The organism is Jiella pacifica, from assembly GCF_010500815.1.
Classification (GTDB): Bacteria; Pseudomonadota; Alphaproteobacteria; order Rhizobiales; family Rhizobiaceae; genus Jiella; species Jiella pacifica.
Genome location: NZ_JAAAMG010000009.1, coordinates 128,655 through 146,069 on the forward strand (window position 1 = coordinate 128,655; position 17,415 = coordinate 146,069).

At 66.6% G+C, this 17,415-nt stretch carries 13 protein-coding genes; 8 read left to right on the forward strand and 5 right to left on the reverse strand.

The window, feature by feature from the left end; translation table 11 throughout:
- The first annotated feature begins 384 nt into the window (after positions 1–384).
- Both GTK09_RS12895 and GTK09_RS12900 read left to right on the forward strand, forming a co-directional pair.
- Positions 385–3,441, forward strand: coding sequence for an Rne/Rng family ribonuclease (locus tag GTK09_RS12895; RefSeq protein ID WP_163463577.1), 3,057 nt, complete (start codon positions 385–387; stop codon positions 3,439–3,441).
- Between the two features lie 252 nt (positions 3,442–3,693).
- Positions 3,694–4,845 carry a glycosyltransferase family protein gene (locus GTK09_RS12900; RefSeq protein WP_163463578.1) on the forward strand — a complete coding sequence of 384 codons (1,152 nt, stop codon included), beginning with the start codon at positions 3,694–3,696 and terminating at the stop codon, positions 4,843–4,845.
- On the opposite strand, the gene GTK09_RS12905 is transcribed toward GTK09_RS12900, so the two are convergent.
- Together GTK09_RS12905 and GTK09_RS12910 are read right to left on the reverse strand one after the other, a co-directional pair.
- Positions 4,751–6,145: a bifunctional PIG-L family deacetylase/class I SAM-dependent methyltransferase gene (locus GTK09_RS12905; RefSeq protein WP_163463579.1), complete on the reverse strand. Its 1,395-nt coding sequence runs from the start codon at positions 6,143–6,145 to the stop codon at positions 4,751–4,753. The genes GTK09_RS12900 and GTK09_RS12905 overlap by 95 nt on opposite strands.
- On the reverse strand, positions 6,145–7,188 hold the full coding sequence (locus GTK09_RS12910) for an acyl-CoA dehydrogenase family protein (RefSeq protein ID WP_163463580.1): 1,044 nt from the start codon (positions 7,186–7,188) through the stop codon (positions 6,145–6,147). The genes GTK09_RS12905 and GTK09_RS12910 overlap by 1 nt, the downstream gene beginning before the upstream one ends.
- A 354-nt stretch (positions 7,189–7,542) precedes the next feature.
- Between GTK09_RS12910 and GTK09_RS12915 the strand changes: the two genes are divergently transcribed.
- The 4 genes from GTK09_RS12915 (at position 7,543) to GTK09_RS12930 (ending at position 11,804) form a co-directional block, all read left to right on the forward strand.
- Positions 7,543–9,024, forward strand: coding sequence for a 6-hydroxynicotinate reductase (locus GTK09_RS12915; RefSeq protein ID WP_163463581.1), 1,482 nt, complete (start codon positions 7,543–7,545; stop codon positions 9,022–9,024).
- A 727-nt stretch (positions 9,025–9,751) separates the two neighbouring features.
- A complete protein-coding gene (locus tag GTK09_RS12920; protein WP_163463648.1) occupies positions 9,752–10,624 on the forward strand; it encodes a UPF0280 family protein in 873 nt (290 codons plus the stop codon).
- Between the two features lie 14 nt (positions 10,625–10,638).
- The gene (locus GTK09_RS12925) at positions 10,639–11,223 is read left to right on the forward strand and encodes an amino acid synthesis family protein (RefSeq protein ID WP_163463582.1); all 585 of its coding nucleotides are present in this window, start codon (positions 10,639–10,641) and stop codon (positions 11,221–11,223) included.
- Complete coding sequence (locus GTK09_RS12930; protein WP_163463583.1) at positions 11,220–11,804, forward strand: amino acid synthesis family protein; 585 nt, start codon at positions 11,220–11,222, stop codon at positions 11,802–11,804. Before GTK09_RS12925 ends, GTK09_RS12930 begins: the two co-directional genes overlap by 4 nt.
- Before the next feature lie 184 nt (positions 11,805–11,988).
- Here the strand turns inward: GTK09_RS12930 and GTK09_RS12935 are convergent, their stop codons facing one another.
- From GTK09_RS12935 to GTK09_RS12945, 3 genes are all read right to left on the reverse strand, one after another.
- Complete coding sequence (locus GTK09_RS12935; protein WP_163463584.1) at positions 11,989–12,930, reverse strand: Hint domain-containing protein; 942 nt, start codon at positions 12,928–12,930, stop codon at positions 11,989–11,991.
- A gap of 440 nt (positions 12,931–13,370) precedes the next feature.
- A complete protein-coding gene (locus tag GTK09_RS12940) occupies positions 13,371–13,862 on the reverse strand; it encodes a DUF29 domain-containing protein (RefSeq protein WP_163463585.1) in 492 nt (163 codons plus the stop codon).
- 207 nt (positions 13,863–14,069) lie between these two features.
- On the reverse strand, positions 14,070–15,272 hold the full coding sequence (locus GTK09_RS12945; RefSeq protein WP_163463586.1) for an amidohydrolase family protein: 1,203 nt from the start codon (positions 15,270–15,272) through the stop codon (positions 14,070–14,072).
- A 259-nt stretch (positions 15,273–15,531) separates the two neighbouring features.
- On the opposite strand from GTK09_RS12945, the gene GTK09_RS12950 reads away from it, so the two are divergent.
- A complete protein-coding gene (locus GTK09_RS12950) occupies positions 15,532–15,984 on the forward strand; it encodes a MarR family winged helix-turn-helix transcriptional regulator (RefSeq protein WP_246217882.1) in 453 nt (150 codons plus the stop codon).
- 223 nt (positions 15,985–16,207) lie between these two features.
- A complete protein-coding gene (locus tag GTK09_RS12955; protein ID WP_246217891.1) occupies positions 16,208–17,383 on the forward strand; it encodes an ABC transporter substrate-binding protein in 1,176 nt (391 codons plus the stop codon).
- Positions 17,384–17,415: the final 32 nt, after the last annotated feature.

Genomic DNA, 17,415 nt, shown 5'->3' on the forward strand with positions numbered 1-17,415 from the left:
CTGCCGATCATGCCCGACAGGCGATGCCGCATCCCACCATCCCCTCGTGTCGAGGATTTCCGTCGATGCCGCAGCTTGAACTGCGATCGACACGCTTCGTCCTTCAAGATGCGCAGGTCCGCTCGGCGGCAGCGCAATTGAGGCGTTCCATCGGCCGCCAGAAGGCGGTCACCTGTTGTTATAAGGTCGTGTTGTTGCCGCCGCTGTCCGATTCGCTCTGTATGCCATTGCCCTGCGCCCGCTTCGTCGCGGCCGGTCATCAGCGTGCGATCGACGCGTCGCGGTGCCAACGCACGACCCATTCGGGCTCGCGCCCTTCCAAAGACCGCCAGGCGACAAGATGCCGGATGCGTGTCCCTTGCGCGAGCGCCGGGGAGTCATCTGATGGCAAACAAAATGTTGATCGACGCGTCCCACCAGGAAGAGACGCGCGTCGTCGTCGTCCGCGGTAGCCGCATCGAAGAGTTCGATTTCGAATCGGAACACAAGAAGCAGCTCAAGGGAAACATCTATCTCGCCAAGGTCACGCGGGTCGAACCCTCGCTCCAGGCGGCCTTCGTCGAATATGGCGGCAACCGCCACGGCTTCCTCGCCTTCTCCGAAATCCATCCCGACTACTACCAGATCCCCAAGGCCGACCGCGAAGCCCTGATCGCCGAGGAACTGGCGCGCGGCGACGAGGACGACGACGCCGAGGAGGTCAAGCCTAAGGCGAGAAGCCGGAGCGGCGGTCGGTCCCGCAGCAAGGCGGCGAACCGCGAGGGCGGCGATACGATCGCCGAGGCGGTCGACGGAGCCGAGGCCGGCGAAAACGGCGACGAACGGACCGCTGCCCAAGGCCGTGATGAGGGCGCGACGTCTTTTGCCGACGACGACCAGACTGAAGAAGCGGTCGAGGCTCGTCGCGGCGAAGGCGACGACGGCGAAACGTCAAAGAGCGACACGACCAATTCCGGCGACGGTGAGGACAACGGTCAGGCCGACGGCGATTCCGACGAGAGCGACGAGGACGGCGGCCGCAATCGCAGGGGCCGGCGCAGCCGCAGGCCCCGTGGCCGCGGCCGCAATGCCGATTCCGACAATGGCGAGGAGGATACCGACGAGGCCGAGGAGATCGACGATCTCGGCTCCGAGGACGCCATGGAGGAAGTGCCGGTCCGCCAGGCCCGCTCGCGCAAGCAGTACAAGATTCAGGAAGTCATCAAGCGCCGGCAGATCCTGCTCGTCCAGGTCGTCAAGGAAGAGCGCGGCAACAAGGGCGCGGCACTCACCACCTATCTCTCGCTCGCCGGCCGCTATTCGGTGCTGATGCCGAACACCGCGCGCGGCGGCGGCATCTCCCGCAAGATCACCAATGCGGCCGACCGCAAGCGGCTGAAGGACGTGGTGCGCGAGCTCGAGGTTCCGCGCGGCATGGGCATCATCCTCAGGACCGCCGGCGCCAACCGCACCAAGGCCGAGGTCAAGCGCGACTACGAATATCTGATGCGCCTGTGGGAAACGGTGCGCACCGTCACCCTCTCCTCGATCGCCCCTGCCCTCGTCTATGAGGAAGGCAGCCTGATCAAGCGCTCGATCCGCGATCTCTACAACAAGGACATCGACCAGATTCTCGTCGCCGGCGAAGGCGGGTACCGCGAAGCGAAAGACTTCATGCGGATGCTGATGCCGAGCCAGGCGAAGGTGGTCCAGCCCTATCGCGATCCGACCCCGATCTTCGCGCGCCAAGGGATCGAGTCCCAGCTCGACAAGATGCTGCAGCCTCATGTGACGCTGAAGTCCGGGGGCTACATCATCATCAACCAGACCGAGGCGCTGGTCGCCATCGACGTCAATTCCGGCCGCTCCACCCGCGAGCATTCGATCGAGGACACCGCCTATCAGACCAATCTGGAGGCGGCCGAGGAGGTCGCGAGACAGCTGCGGCTGCGCGACCTCGCCGGCCTCATCGTCATCGACTTCATCGACATGGAGGAAAAGCGCAACAACCGCGCCGTCGAGAAGAAGATCAAGGACTGCCTGAAGGACGACCGGGCGCGCATCCAGGTCGGCAAGATCTCGCATTTCGGCCTGCTCGAGATGAGCCGCCAGCGCATTCGGGCGAGCGTCCTCGAATCCACCATGCAGGCCTGCCCGGTCTGCGGCGGCGCCGGCCATGTCCGCTCGGCCTCCTCGCTGGCGCTGCACGTCTTGCGCTGCATCGAGGAACATCTGCAGAAGCACGCCACCCACGACCTCGTGGTCAAGGTGCCGACAGCGACGGCGCTCTACGTGCTCAACGAGAAGCGCAAGCGGATCGAGGAGCTGGAGCAGCATTACGGCCTGAGGATCACCATCGAGGCGGACGAGACCGCCGGCCACCAGGCGGTGTCGATCGAGCACGGCGCGCCGGCCGCGCAGCCGATCATCCGGCAGGAGGTTGTCAATCCGGAATCGGTTTCGGCCGAGGACGAGATCGAGATCGCCGAAGAGGAAGAGGTCGTCGTCGAGGCGGTCGAGGCGAAGGCTCCGGAGGAGCAGAAGGACGAGGGCGACGGCAAGCGTCGCCGGCGGCGGCGGCGGCGGCGGCGCGGCGAGCGCCCGGATGGCCGCGACAACGAGACGGATGCTGCGTCGAACGGCACCTCGAATGACGACGACCAGGACGGCGAGGAAGACGACGACGCCGACGGTCGCGACGACGACGAGAGCGGTACGCAGGCAGGCACCGAGGCGGGCGCCGAATCCGACGAGGACGATCGCGGCTCGCGCCGTCGTCGGCGTGGCCGGCGGGGCGGTCGCCGCCATCGCGACGGAAGCGACGAAACCGGCGTCGAGGCCGGTGGCGACGGCCGCGAGGGAGCGTCCGAGGATCGGCCCGTCGAAGCGGTCGCCGCAGCGCCGGTCGAAGCTGCCGAGGCGGAGGTGTCGAACTTCGGCGTCTCGCCGATCGACGAGGCTGGCACCGAGGCTCCCGAAGGCGGCGTTTCGGCGGCGGTGACGGAAGCCGTCGTCGCGGAAACCGAAAGCGTCTTGCGCGACACCACCATCCAGGTGACCAGCACGACGATCGAGCCCTCCGGACCCGCCGCGTCGGACAATGCCACCGCCCAGCCGACCGAGATCGGTTCGCAGGAGACCGGCGATCTCGACCCGGTCAGCACCGCGATGCCTGCCGCCGAGGTTGCGCAATCCACGCAAGAGGCAGCCTCGGCCATGGATCCTGCCGCGAACGCTCCGATGGAGCCGCTCCAGGTTTCTGGCGAGGTTTCTGGCGACGTTCCGGCCACCGAGCCGGCCTCGACCGAGGTCGAGGCGTCGGAGCAGCCGGCCGCCAACGACGATGCACCCGAACCGGAGGCGATGAAGGAGCCGGTGGTCACCTCCTCGCGCGAGGAGGAGTCCGACGAGGACGGAAAGCCGCGCCGCACCGGCTGGTGGGCCCGCCGCAGTTTTTTCTGAAAATATTCGGGCTCGGCCAATAGGCCGGGCCCGAATGGCATTCGGCAGGACTGCGAGACGCTCGGAACACGCCTCTTCGCTCGTCTGTCGACGTTTCCAGGCGATTCGACGCTGAGCCGATCGCGGCGACGGCGGACGGTCAGGAAGAAACCGGACGTCGGCTAGCGTTTATTGCTCAACGCTCACGCAACGAAAGCAGTGGTTGCGCCCTTTCCGGCGCGGGACGCTGTCGTTCCCGTTGCGTGGGTGGCCATGAATTGTGGTTTCAGCGATCTCGTCTCCCGGCATGGCGCGGATCTGACGTCCCTTGAACGTTGGCCTGGCCTCGCGCCGTCGACGCGATGGGTTGCCTGCATCCCGGCGCGCGACGAAGCGGCCAGGATCGCGGCCACGATCCTCGCGCTGGACAAAGAGTTCGGCCCCGTCCTGCACGTCCTCCTGCTGGTCAACGATACGTCCGACGAGACGCTCGCCGTCGTCCAGTCCGTTGTCGCCGGGCTCCAATGCGCGCTGACGGCGGTTTGCGTCGAATGGCGTAACGCTTCGAGCTCCGCCCCGAAGGCGCGCGCGCTCGCCTTCGACCTGGCCGATCTCGCTGCGCCGAATGCGACTTTCATCTTTTCGACCGATGCGGACACCGTCGTCCTGCCGGGACTGCGGCAGGCCTACGAGGACGCGTTCGCATGCGGCTTCGACATGGTCTGCGGCCAGATCACCTTCGACGAGGCGGAGGTCGCGGCGGTCGATCCCCTTCATCCCCAGCGCGATGCGGCGATCGGCGAGTATCGCGGGATCTGCCGTGAACTGCAGGCGCTCTGGTTTCCTGATCCGGACAATCCCTGGCCCCACCATGGCGGCATCGGCGGTGCGAATTTCGCGGTGACGAGGACGGCCTATCGCCTCGCCGGCCCGATACCGGCCGTGCCGTTTGGCGAGGATTGGGCGCTGCGCCGCCGCTTCGAAGGCTTCGGCCTGCGGATCCGCCATGACGAGGCCCCGCGCGTCGCCACCTCCTGCCGGCTGGACAGCCGGACCGAAGGCGGCCTCTCGGCAGAACTAAGGCGCAACCGCGTGGAGGCCGACCCGATCGTCGACGAGGCGCTGGAGACGCCCTCCCGCCTCCACCGGCGGCTGCGATTGCGCCGCCTCGTCGAGGCCGAGACCGACCGCCGCCATGTCGCGTCCGCCCTTAGCGGCCACGGCCTCTCACCCGACCGGGCTGACGAACTCGCCGCGCTTCCGGCCCGCAAAATGGCGTGGTTCCACGCCGAAGCCGAGCTGCCCTGCCTGCGACGGACACCGATGCGGTTCAGCGAGTTGTGCCGTCACCTTCCATCCTTGCGGCACCTTCTGGCACGAACCGCAGCAGCTCGGCCACGTAGCGCTCGCGACGCCGGCAACTGATCGTCCGGCAAGCTTCGCCGAGACAGGCGACGAAGAGGTCGTGCGCCTCGCGGCCGGAGAGCGGCGTATCGGTCGGCCCGAGATAGCTGACGATCAGGATGTCGGCGCCCGGAGCGAGACGATCGGCCAGCCGCAGGGCGAGTGCCGCGATCGCCGCCTCGTCGAGAAAATACAGGATCTCCGACACGATCACGCAGTCGAACCGCCCTTCCGGCAGATCCTCCGGCAGCGCGCCGGCGCGAAAGTGCAATCGCGCATCGTCCCCGTAGCGACGTTCGGCGCGGGCCACGATGGACGGGTCGCGGTCGAGACCGGCCATCGCGTCCACCTTGCCGGCCGCGATCAGTTCGGCGGCGAGATGGCCTTCGCCGCAGCCGATGTCGAGGCCTTCTCGATAATGCGACCGTGCGAGTTGATCGATATTGTCGGCCCGCTTTTCCACTTCATAGGGCGAGTTCTGCGCCTGCCAGGGATCGCCGTCATCGGCATAGAGCGCCGCGAAATGATCGGGACCCGGCGGCAGCCCTGGCTTCTTCGCCCAGACGTAGACCTCCGTCGGTTCGCCCTGCGCCTCCAGGAACCAGTCCGGAAGCGCGAAGCCGGAGGGATCGTCCTCGATCACCTCGCCGAGCTGCGAGCGATGGCAGGCGGTCGCCCGCGCCTTCATCTCAGGATCGGTGGCGATGCGGAACGGCAGCAGCCCGTTGCTGCGATAGGGCTCGCCGTCGCCGAGGCGCATCGACCAGATCGGGTAGAACAACAGCCGCAACGCCGGCCTTAGACGCAGCACGGTTTCGGCGAGGACTGCGGCGGCCTGGTGGTCGATGTGCGGATCGTCCGGATGCGGCGCGCAGAGCGTAGTTGCGGACATCTCGTCGCAGAACGCCGCAATCTTTTCCGCCGCTGCGGCGAAGCCGGCGGATCGGCCTGCCGCGCTGTCCGGAAGGCCCAGTCGCAGCCACCGCGCATCGGCGACACCGAAAGTCGCCACCGCTTCTTCCTGTTCGCCACGGCGGATTTCGGCGAGCTGCGCGCGCGACACAGCTTGCGAGTTCGGATGCGAGGCGTCTCCGTCGGTCAAGGCGACGATGCCGACGGCCCGGCCGCTCCGAGCTGCCTCCAGCAGGAGCGCAGAAGCGCCGAAAGTCTCGTCGTCTGGATGCGGCGCGAGGACGACGAGCCCGCCCTCGCCGACCAGCCGAGCCGCGTCGGTCAGCGGTGCCGCCTCGCAGCGGGCGCGAAACGCCCCCCACGTCTCAGCCCGAGCCTCGGGCCGCGTCTTCGGCGAAGTGTCGGCCATCAGAGATACGCCTCCGCCATCATCCGGCACTTGTTCAGCAGCAGCGCGTCGGGATTGGCCTGCCTGAGATAGACCGACAGATCCGCGATCGCTTCGCCGAGCGGATGATCGGTCGCAAAGGATGAAAGCCCGACGGCCCGCCGGGCGAGTTCCATCACCGCGAGCGCATCCTTCTCCACCTGCAGCCGCGTGTAGGACGCCGCCGCCACGGCCTGCGGGATCGCCTCGCCGGCTCGCGGTGCCTCGACCCGCCTCGCGGCGTCTTCGACCCACAGCCGGGCGCTCCGCGCATGCATCACCGCATGGCCGAGGCGCTCGGCCTGCAGCGGATGATCGAGCCGCCCGCTCCCGTCGAGCTGCCGGGCCATCAGGCTGACGATCGCCTCGACGGCGCCGAGATGCACCGCGGTGCAGCGCCAGATGCCGCCCTCGAAGAAGGGCTCGATCCTGTAGTCGCCGGGCTTGCCGAGGCGCGTCGCCCTGTCGGCGACGATCCCCTCGAGCGAAAACGTCCCGGACGCCGATTCCTGCATGCCGCTCATCCGCCAGGTCGACACGTCCTGCCGAAAGGCCTCGTCGGCGGGAACGAGGTAGAGCTGCTGGCCGCCGCCCTCGCCGGCGATCGGCACCAGCGCCAGCGAGACCGTTCCGAGCCCGGAGGCGTAACGTTTCGAGCCGGCGAGCATTGCGCCGCCCGCGCCGTCCTCGACGGCTGCCGGGGGAGATCCATCGGCGCCCCAGACGCCGAGAATGTGGTCGCGTTCCAGGGCTTCGTCCAGCCGCGCCCTCTGAACGTCACTGCCATAGAGACGCACGAGCTGAACCGCATTGGCATGACCCTCGAGCAGCCGGCCGAGATTGAGGTTTCGCCCGCCGACCTCGGCCAGATGGCCGAGAAGCACCGGCCAGCGATCGCCGAGCCGGCCCGCGCCGTCGTAGAGCCCGCCCACCTCGCGGAACAGGCCCGCCTGCCGCGCCTCTGCGAAGGTGGTTTCGAAAGGCTGGTAGTCGAGCCGCGCGGCGGCAGAGAACGAACCGCTCATTGCGGTGCACCGGTGTGCGCGGCTGCCGACGGCCGTTTCGCGGCGCGCAGGGCGGCGCAGCGCAAGCATCTGGAAAGACAAGAGAGGTCCGTCAGCGTCGTCGCTCCGGGTGGAAAGCTCGCCCGAGGATCGGGGGCATGTCGCCGGTATCTGAAACGCCGCCGGGCGAAGTCAAAGCGCCTGCGCAAAGCCGGCTATGCTTCGCGCTCGGTCGCTCTTCCCGCCGGCTGGAAACGCCCTCGATCCTGCGCCGCACCGCTCACCTCTGCGGCACGGCCGACAGGACGATTGACAGCGGCGACCTCGCCATGATTGTTTGTATACGAACGAATGGCGATCGAAGCGATGGTGGACATGTCTTCGCAACTAGGCGCCGAGCCGGCTCTCGACGACAAGATTCGCTGCGATGCCTGCCCGGTCATGTGCTACATCAAGCCCGGCATGACCGGTGCCTGCGACCGCTATGCCAATCGCGCTGGCGAGCTGGTGCGCGTCGATCCGCACGTCCTGCTCGAACAGGCGATTTCCGGCGGCACCGAGCTCGTGCCCTTCACCCAGCCGGTGGACTGGGACGGCACCATCGTCCAGACCCCAGAACGCTTCGTCACGGCGATCGGCGCCGGCACCACCTATCCCGACTACAAGCCGGCACCCTTCATCGTTTCGTCCGAGATCGACGGCGTCGACATGGTCACCGTCGTCACCGAGGGCATCTTCTCCTATTGCGGCGTCAAGGTGAAGATCGACACCGACCGCTTCGTCGGCCCGGAGACCAGCCCCGTCCGGGTGGCGGGCGAACAGATCGGCCACGTCACAACCGGCGAATACGGCTCGCAGATGCTGTCGCTCGGCGGCGTCCACCATCTCACCGGCGGATCCAAGAAAGAAGGCCGCGTCACCTGCCAGGCGCTGCTCGACCTCTCCAACGGCCATGCCGTCGAGATGTCCGTCGACGGCGGCGCGACGCTGATCGTCGAGGCTGGCAAGCCGCCCATCGTCAACGGCCAGACCGAGACCCGCATGCGGGTCGGCTGCGGCTCGGCCACCATCGGCATCTTCGCCAAGCAGTGGCTCGGCAAGGCCGACGAGGTGGTGGTGGTCGACGATCACATCACCGGCGTCCTTTCCGAGCACCAGGCCGGCAAGATGCTCGACATTCCGCCGACCGGCATCCGCCTCAAGGGGCGGCGCTCCACCCCCGGCCGTTATTTCCAGGTGGCCGAGCCCGGCACCGGCTGGGGCGGCACCAACATTTCCGATCCGCTGTCGATCCTCGGCGACTTCGACCCCAAACACGCATTCCCCGGCCTGCGTCTCTTGATGGTCTCCACCACCGGCGAGCACGCCGCCTATTATGAGCTCGACGAGGCGCTTCGCCCGGTCGAGATGGCGATGCCGGAGCCGCTGATCGAGCCGGTCGAGCGGATCGCCGAGAATTGCGAACCGGCACTCTGCACGGTTCTCTTCATCGGCGGCGCCGGCGGCTCGCTGCGCGCGGGCGTCACGGAAAATCCGGTCCGGCTGACGCGCTCGATCAAGGACGCGCTCACCAACGTCACCTGCGGCGGCGCGCCGGTCTATCTCTGGCCGGGGGGCGGCATCACCTTCATGGTCGACGTGACCCGGCTGCCCGACAACGCCTTCGGCTACGTCCCGACGCCGGCCCTCGTCGCGCCGCTGGAATTCACCCTCCGGCTCTCCGACTACGCGGCGCTCGGCGGCCACATGGATCACGTCCGCCCCCTCGCCTCGCTGACCGGCGGCCAGAGCATCCCCAACCGCCGCGACAACCCCTGGCCCTTCGCCCGCCGCATCGCCGGCGAACTCAGCCACTGACGGGGGTGGTTACGACCATGGCCGGATGTCTCACGACTAAAGTCCTGCCGAACCGGGACTTCTTCTCGGACCGGGCATCAGATCGGCGCGCGACATCTTTCCGACGTCTCCGTGACGGGTCGTCGGCAATCCGCTGCCAAAAGGCCTCTGCGTGTCCAACCGGGCTGCGACATTCAAAGCTTCGTCATTCTCGGGCTCCATCCTTACACGACTCACACATCTCGGATGGGGCTTCATTGGCAAGCCGGTGCCAAGCGATATCTACGTTGACGGATGGTGGCGAAACCTCGCAGCTTCGTCATTCTCGGGCCCCGTCCCGAGAATCCAGGGGCAGCCGCCGCGACGTCTGCCGCTTGCGCCTTCTGCAGCTGAAGCGGGACGCGCCCGACGATTCCTGGATTCTCGGGACGGGGCCCGAGAATCACGACGCGTCGGGGCTGGTGCCTTCATTGTCCATGCCGGCATGCCGATCCGCCTGGACTAGTCGCTGTCTCGAAAGTGCCTTTCTTCACCCCAGGGGCACCCGTCGCGACATCGGCCGCTTTGGCCTTCTGCAGCTGAAGCGGGACGCGCCCGACGATCTCTGGATTCTCGGGACGGGGCCCGAGAATGACGACGCGTTGGGGATAGCGCGCCCACTCCTGCATCTCGACATGTCGAACTTCCATCGGGAGCCGCTGTCGTGAAAGCGCTCTTTGAAAAATTCGAAGACAGTCAGCCCAGGCGAGTGCGGCCCCCGAAGCGTCCCGCCCCCCGGGCCGCGCTCCTGCCGGACGGCCGCCGGCTGCATCTGCAGGACGGCCCGATCGACCTCGTCATCGAGGCGAACGGCAGCGCCGAAGCAGTCGAGGCGGCATATCTCGCGGCAGTTGACCGGCTGACAGGCCTCCTCGATGGGCTCTGCGCCGAACTGCCCTTGCTGCGCGCGCCTTTCACCGCCGACGGCCCGATCCCGCGGGATCCGGTCGGCCGCCGCATGTATGACGCGGTAAAACCCTTGGCCGCATCCGGCTTCCTCACGCCCATGGCCGCCGTCGCCGGAGCCGTCGCCGAGGCGGTCCTCGCCGCCATGGTGGCGGCCGCGCCGCTGACACGCGCCTATGTCAACAATGGCGGCGACATCGCCCTCGCTCTGTCGCCGGGGACGAGCTTCGCCATCGGCCTCGTCGACCGGCCGGACAAGCCCTCCCTCTTCGCCCGATCGCATATCCAGGCGGCAGATCCGGTTCGCGGCATCGCCACCAGCGGCCGGCACGGGCGGAGCTTCTCCCTCGGCATCGCCGATGCCGTCACGGTCCTTGCCGAAACCGCCGCCGACGCCGACGCGGCCGCGACCGTCATCGCCAATGCCGTCGACCTGCCCGACCACCCTGCCATCCGTCGCATTGCGGCGCGTGAGCTCCAGCCCGACAGCGATCTCGGCGATCGGCTGGTCACGGAGAGCGTCGGGCGGCTGGACCCAGCCGAGATCGATCTCGCACTGACGCGCGGCCTCGCCGTCGCCGATCGCCTCGCCCGCGAGGGTCTGATCACCGCCGCCGCGCTGCACCTGGCCGGCGCCACCAAGACGACCGGCGCGATGGCGCTGGCCGCAGCCTGAGGGAGAACACGCCGATGCCCGAAATCCAGGTCCGCAAGCGCCTGATCACCGTCGAGGAGATTTTTCACGAGGGCGGCCCGCCGGCTGAAACCCCGCTGCGCCGCGCCGCCGCGCTGGCCGTGGTGAAGAACCCCTATGCCGGCCGCTATGTCGAGGACATCCAGCCCTTCATGGAGGATCTGAAGCCCTTCGGCCTGACCATGGCCAAGGCGCTGATCGACGCGCTAGGCGGCGATCCGTCCGTCGTCGAGGGCTATGGCAAGGGCGCGATCGTCGGGTCGGCCGGCGAGATCGAGCACGGCGCCCTGTGGCACGCGCCGGGCGGCTACGCCATGCGCGAACTCCTCGGCGATGCCAAGGCGATCGTTCCCTCGACCAAGAAGGTCGGCGGCCCCGGCACGCGGCTCGACGTACCCGTCACCCACATCAACGCCTCTTACGTGCGCGGCCATTTCGACGCCATCGAGGTCGGCATCACCGACGCGCCGCGGGCCGACGAGATCGTCTTCGTCCTCGTGATGACCACGGGCGCGAGGATCCACGACCGCGCCGGCGGGCTGAAGGCGAAGGACATCAAGGGAGAGGACGGACTGCGATGAAGGCCGAGATCCGCAAGCTGGTGACGATCGTTGAAGAGGTGTCGAGCGAGATGGGCCGCCCCATCGACCCGCCGACCCGCCGCGCCGCGGCGGTCGCCGTCATCAGGAACCCCTTCGCCGGCACCTATGTCGAGAACCTGGAGCCGCTGATGGAGATCGGCGAGGAACTCGGCGGCCTCCTCGGGGAACGCGCCGTCGCCGCCCTCGGCATCGAAGGCGCGGCTGCCGAAAGCTACGGCAAGGCCGCCGCCGTCGGCGAGAACGGCGAACTCGAACACGCCGCCGCGATCCTTCATCCGAGGCTCGGCGCCCCCTTGCGCAAGGTGCTCGGCAAGGGCGCCGCGCTCGTCCCCTCCTCGAAGAAGCGCTGCGGCCTCGGCGGGGTCCTCGACGTGCCCCTCGGCCACAAGGACGCCGCCTATGTCCGCAGCCATTTCGACGGCATGGAGGTCCGCATCAACGACGCGCCCCGCGCCGACGAGATCATGGTGGCGATCGTCGTGACCGATTCGGGCCGGCCGCTGCCGCGTGTCGGCGGGCTGACGGTGGACGAGATCAAGGGCGAGGACGGGCTGCGCTGACGAGGATGCTGGCGCGGCCGACGCAGGATGCGGCGTCGGCCATTCCCGGGCTTACCTCCGGGGCGCCTTCAGATCAGCATGCCCCCACCACGTCGGCTTCTTTGCCGACACGGTTTGAAAGACGGGATCCTCGTTGTGTCTCGGCGGATGACGGGATCTTCCGCCGTCCGCCGTTTGCAACGAACTAAAGAGCGGCGCGCTGTTCGAGCGTCGGCCAATCGCACTGCTCATTGAGGCTTGCATAGAAGAGATCGGCAAGACGTTTGCGCTCGGCTTCGACCACTGGTCCATCCAGATGGACCTCACGGCAACGACCGTTACTGCCGGACCAGACGAGATCCGGATTTGCCAGAACGTCGTTCGATTCGCTTTCGAACCAGCTCCGCGAGCCCATGTCGAAGAAGCTCTCGGCAGCAAGGCCGTCGGCCAGGATGACGTCGTGCTGATCGAGCTCGACATGCCAATAGGTCACCGAGGGCATCGCGGTGCGCTCGATGGTGGTGCCGTTGATCAGATTCATGATCGGCACCAGAACCTCGGCACCGTCCTGCTTCACCAGCACCGGATGGCCCGGCGAGAGAAACACGTCACGCGCGGGCACGCCGGGGCCGAAGGCATTCGCCATGACGCGAACCGGCGCCATGCGAGAATTCTCGCCCGAACAGTCGATGGTCCGACTGGCGATCCAGACGACCGGCCGCTCGCTGCCTGACGCAGTCAGAGCCAGATCGCCAACGCGCAAATCTTCGACTGCAATTTCGGTTTGATTCCCGCCGCAGATCACGCAGATATTCGTGCCCGTCGCGAAGCATAGCGGTTCATATTCACCTAGACTGGTCTCTGAAAATGAAAATACATGGCCGTCGGACGAGGGAGTATTGGAGAATACGAAGATATTCGTATTTTCACTGAATACTATGTTCCCCGAGTCATCAAATTCCGTAGCAACTAGCGTCCTAGGAAAACCATCGAAACTAGCAACTATAGTATCTCCTGGATTATTTATGGTGCCATTCATCGTAATTGTGTATGGCGATAGTTGAATTACAGTAAACTGATTGCCCGACTGCGTGGCTGAAGAGACGTATCCAGCTGGATATTCAACGTTATTGAAGGTAATCGGCATATCAATACTCCTAGTCGGCCCTTATTTTCGCCGATACCTATCCGAGAGTTAGCTGTCCAGAGGCGCAATGGAACAGTAACGATTGCGCTTGTAACCGAATGGAAACCTTTCAACAATATGGCAGACAATCGAAATTCGATTTTTCATCCGCCGCTCGTCGATTCCATCGGCCGTGGCGCTTCTGGGCTGTCGTCCCGCCCGGTTTCCGCCGTCGCGACCCGCATCCGCGGGCTGATGACGGCGGAGATCGAGGGTAAGGATGGGCTGCGCTGTGTGCGATAGCGGGGGCTGCAGCACGATGGGAGGGGCTCTGACGGCGTGACGCGCGTGCGTCAGCGCTCCGTGCTGCCGCACGCGATGATCCAGCTGTCGTCAGTATGATCGTCGAGGGAAGAAACGCGGCAAGGCAGAGTGGGCTTGCTGGACGCGGCTAACCTCGGTCATGCCGCGTCATCCGACTTCACGCGAAGCGCCACGATGTTTGCCGCCTCTCGGGGGCTGAAGTCTGGATCGAGGAGCTGATCCAAGGTCAAAGGGCACTCTTCGGACAAAGGCGGAACCGCGACACCGTACTCTCGGAGGGAATCCGCGGCATTCCTTCTGGCCAGCTTCCAGATCGTGGGAAGGTCCAGACGCTGTCTCAGTCCCGGCGAATATGCCAAGACGGCGTCGGCTTGGAACCCGGAGGCTTCGCCCACCCAATGAGGGACGGACGGCGCCTCTCGACCGACTGCAATCTTGACGATATGGGTCAGAGTCTGGCGCAACAGGCTCGAGATTTCCTTGATCTCGGCGCGGCCCATATCCTCGATTTCATCCGCCAGGTTGTCGATGTCGAGACTACTGGAGCTGCGCGGCAACGCTCGCAGAAGAGCCGCCTGATCCTGCGTCCAGCGATAGAAATCGGTCTCGTGCTGCTGCGACGGGGTCATGGCAATCTCACTTCTTCGCCTTGCTGCCTTGATACAGCAATCCAGCAGTCCGCAGAAGGCGCGGATGTGTCATATGCATTTGCCATCGGGGCGAATGCCGGCAAAGTCGCCTGCTGCTTATGGCTCCTCTCGACCGACGGCGGCGCACCGGCCCGTCAATCCTGCCGGGCAGAGGCGCACGCGCAGGTCGCGACGTCCGAGCACTTCTTACGATCCCACCACCACGCTCGGAATCTTCTCCGCCGGCGGCGTATTCCGGCTGCGATGCGAGCGCACCACTCCGTCGATCACCGTCATGCCGACGCCCGGCAGATCGCCCAGCGCGATCGAGTGGAGGAAATCCCGTCCCGCCGAATGCTGCGCCTTGTCCATGAAGACGAAGTCAGCCGACTTGCCGGTCTCGATCAGCCCGCAATCGAGCGCGCGCATCCGCGCCGTGTTGCCGGTGGCGAAGCAGAAGGCAATCTCGGCCGGAACCTCGCCGAGCGACGACAGCATCGACACCATGCGGACGATGCCGAGCGGCTGGACGCCCGAGCCGGCCGGGCCGTCGGTGCCGAGGATCACCCGCTCGAGCTGGCCCATCTCCTGCGCGATCCGCAGCGTGTAGAGGGCGGCGCGTTCGTTGCCGTTGTGAACGAGCTCGAGCCCGCGCTTGCAGCCCTCGCAGATGCAGCGGATCTCGCCGTCCGGCAGCGCCGTGTGGCCGCCGTTGACGTGGCCGATCACGTCCGGGTCGACCTCCAGCACCACATCGGCATCGATCAGCCCGGAACCGGGGATCGACGGCCCGCCGGTGTGGATCGTCGAGTTGAAGCCGTGCTTGCGCGCCCAGGCGACCATCTCGCGCCCGGTCGCCCCGTCCTTCACGCCGCCGAGGCCGACCTCGCCGAGGAACTTCACTCCTTGCGCCGCCATCTCGGCAAAATCCTGTTCGACCATGCCGGGCTCGATCACCGGCGCCCCGGCGAGGACCTTCACGCCGCTCGGGCGAAAATTCGAGAAGATCCGCTGGGCGTAGATCGCCATGGCCTTGACGCCGGCGACGTCGCGCGGCCGCCCGGGCGTATGCACTTCGCCGGCCGAGATCATCGTCGTCACGCCGCCGTGGAGGGTGGAATCGATCCAGTTCAGCTGGCTCTGGCGCGGCGTCCAGTCACCGGCGACGGGGTGGACGTGGCTGTCGATCAGGCCCGGCGCCACCACCGTGCCGTTGGCGTCGATCACCGTGTCGGCGCCGCCCAGATCGAGGTCGGTGGCCTTGCCGATCGCGGCGATGCGTCCACCCACGGAAACGATCGTATCGGCGTCGAGGATCGGCTTTGCGATGTCGCCCGACAGCATCAAGCCGACATTGCGGATCACCAGCTTCGCGTCCGGCTTACCCGCCTGCTGCACCTCATGCGCCATGATCGGCCCCTCTTCTTCCCGCCAGTGTCTCGACTTATCATTCGCATACGAACGATCTTCGGACTATGATGCGCGAACGATACTTTGGCAACCGGGCGGAGGACGGCTTCCATTCGCATCGAGGGCGGCGGGTGCGACGCCAGGAGATTGCCGCCTCTGGCTGCCTCGGACGGGACGGGTTGTCGGCATGTCCGGGCCGGTCCTCGGCAGCAGGCGACGCCTCGACGCTTGGCCGCCTGCCACTGGAAGGAACGACGGTTTGGACCCAGCAGGACATCTTCAGGACGAGCAGAACGAACAGGACGACTACGTCCTCGACGAGCAGGTGGGCTTCCTGCTCCGCCAGGCCCAGCAGCGCCATGCCGGCCTGTTCTCGGATTGCTTCGGCGGCGACATGACGCCGACCCAGTGGGCCGTCCTCGCCAAGCTCGCCGAGATCGGCGAATGCTCTCAAAATCTCCTCGGCCGCTACACCGCGATGGACGTCGCGACGATCAAGGGCGTCGTGCAGCGGCTTCTGGTCCGCCATCTGGTGCTGCGCCGGCGCGATCCGGACGACGGGCGCCAGCTGCTGATTTCGCTTTCGCAGGAAGGGCGAGCAGCCTTCGACCGCCATCTCCCCGATGCCCGCAAAGCGAGCACGGCGACCCTTTCCGCCTTGAGCGAGCCGGACCGGGCGCTTTTTCTGCGCTGCCTGAAGGCGTTGCGGTGAACGTGCGGACCAATCACACTCGGGGCTCGACGTCGCAGGGCGGCGGCGCCTGAACAAATTCTGAGCGCAGACGCGAAGTGGCTTGACGGCGGGCAGAAAGATCGTTCGTATACTAACGGCATGAACCGAGGATCGCCGCCAGCGAGGACGCTGCGGCTGGCACGAGCAACGTAACGAGAGGCTGGAAATGCTGAAGACATTGTCTCGACTGGGCTGCATCTCGATGCTGGTGGGCACCGGCCTGATGGCCTCCGCCTCCGCCGGATGGGCCGACGACATCAAGATCGGCGAGATCAACAGCTATTCGGCGCTGCCCGCCTTCACCGAGCCCTATCGCAAGGGCTGGCAGCTGGCCGTCGAGGAGATCAACGCGGGCGGCGGCATCAATGGCGACAACCTCGTCGTCATCTCCAAGGACGACGGCGGCAAGCCCGCCGCGGCGGTCACCGCGGCCAACGAGCTCGTCTCCCGCGACGGCGTGGTTCTCCTCACCGGCGGCTTCTTTTCCAATGTCGGCCTCGCCATCGCCGACTTCGCCAGCCACAAGAAGGTGCTCTATCTCGCCGGCGAGCCGCTGACCGACGCGATCACCTGGTCAGAAGGCAACAAATACACCTTCCGCCTCCGCCCCTCGAACTACATGCAGGCGGCGATGCTCGCCGAACAGGCGGCGAAGCTGCCGGCCAAGCGCTGGGCGACCGTCGCGCCGAACTACGAATACGGCCAGTCGGCCGTGAAGGTCTTCAAGGAACTCCTGACCAAGGCGAGGCCCGACGTCGAGTTCGTCGCCGAGCAGTGGCCGCCGCTCGGCAAGATCGATGGCGGCGCCGTCGCCCAGGCGCTCGCTGCCGCCGATCCGGAAGCGATCCTCAACGTCGAGTTCGGTGCCGATCTCGTGCAGTTCGTTCGCGAAGGCACGACCCGCGGCCTGTTCGAGGGCCGCGAGGTCGTCAGCTTCCTCACCGGGGAGCCGGAATATCTGGAACCGCTGAAGGCCGAGGCGCCGGAAGGCTGGATCGTCACCGGCTATCCCTGGTACGCCATCGAGACCCCCGAGCACGACGCCTTCATGAAGGCCTATGAGGCGAAGTACGGCGAGCATCCCTATCTCGGCTCGGTCGTCGGCTATGTCGAGTTCAAGCTGATCGCCGAGATCCTCAAGAAGGCGAAGTCGACGGAGGCGGACGATCTGGTCGCCGCCGCCGAGGGCCTGACCCTCGACACCCCCTTCGGCGAGATCACCATGCGCGAGATCGACCACCAGGCGACCCTCGGCGCCTTCGTCGGCAAGACCGCGGTCGAGGACGGCAAGGGCGTGATGGTCGACTTCACCTACAAGGACGGCGCCGACTACCTGCCGTCCGACGAAGAGGTGAAAACGCTGCGGCCGCAGGACTGACCGCGGGCAGAGGCAACGAAATCGGCTCAGGG

Bases quoted from the DNA above. Each gene is read 5' to 3' on its own strand.
- GTK09_RS12945 (WP_163463586.1), bottom strand. From the start codon at position 15,272: ATGGCGCATGAGGTGCAGCAGGCGGGTAAGCCGGACGCGAAGCTGGTG.
- GTK09_RS12915 (WP_163463581.1), top strand. From the start codon at position 7,543: ATGTCTTCGCAACTAGGCGCCGAGCCGGCTCTCGACGACAAGATTCGC.
- GTK09_RS12910 (WP_163463580.1), bottom strand. From the start codon at position 7,188: ATGAGCGGTTCGTTCTCTGCCGCCGCGCGGCTCGACTACCAGCCTTTC.
- GTK09_RS12925 (WP_163463582.1), top strand. From the start codon at position 10,639: ATGCCCGAAATCCAGGTCCGCAAGCGCCTGATCACCGTCGAGGAGATT.
- GTK09_RS12930 (WP_163463583.1), top strand. From the start codon at position 11,220: ATGAAGGCCGAGATCCGCAAGCTGGTGACGATCGTTGAAGAGGTGTCG.
- GTK09_RS12900 (WP_163463578.1), top strand. From the start codon at position 3,694: ATGAATTGTGGTTTCAGCGATCTCGTCTCCCGGCATGGCGCGGATCTG.
- GTK09_RS12955 (WP_246217891.1), top strand. From the start codon at position 16,208: ATGCTGGTGGGCACCGGCCTGATGGCCTCCGCCTCCGCCGGATGGGCC.
- GTK09_RS12940 (WP_163463585.1), bottom strand. From the start codon at position 13,862: ATGACCCCGTCGCAGCAGCACGAGACCGATTTCTATCGCTGGACGCAG.
- GTK09_RS12905 (WP_163463579.1), bottom strand. From the start codon at position 6,145: ATGGCCGACACTTCGCCGAAGACGCGGCCCGAGGCTCGGGCTGAGACG.
- GTK09_RS12935 (WP_163463584.1), bottom strand. From the start codon at position 12,930: ATGCCGATTACCTTCAATAACGTTGAATATCCAGCTGGATACGTCTCT.
- GTK09_RS12895 (WP_163463577.1), top strand. From the start codon at position 385: ATGGCAAACAAAATGTTGATCGACGCGTCCCACCAGGAAGAGACGCGC.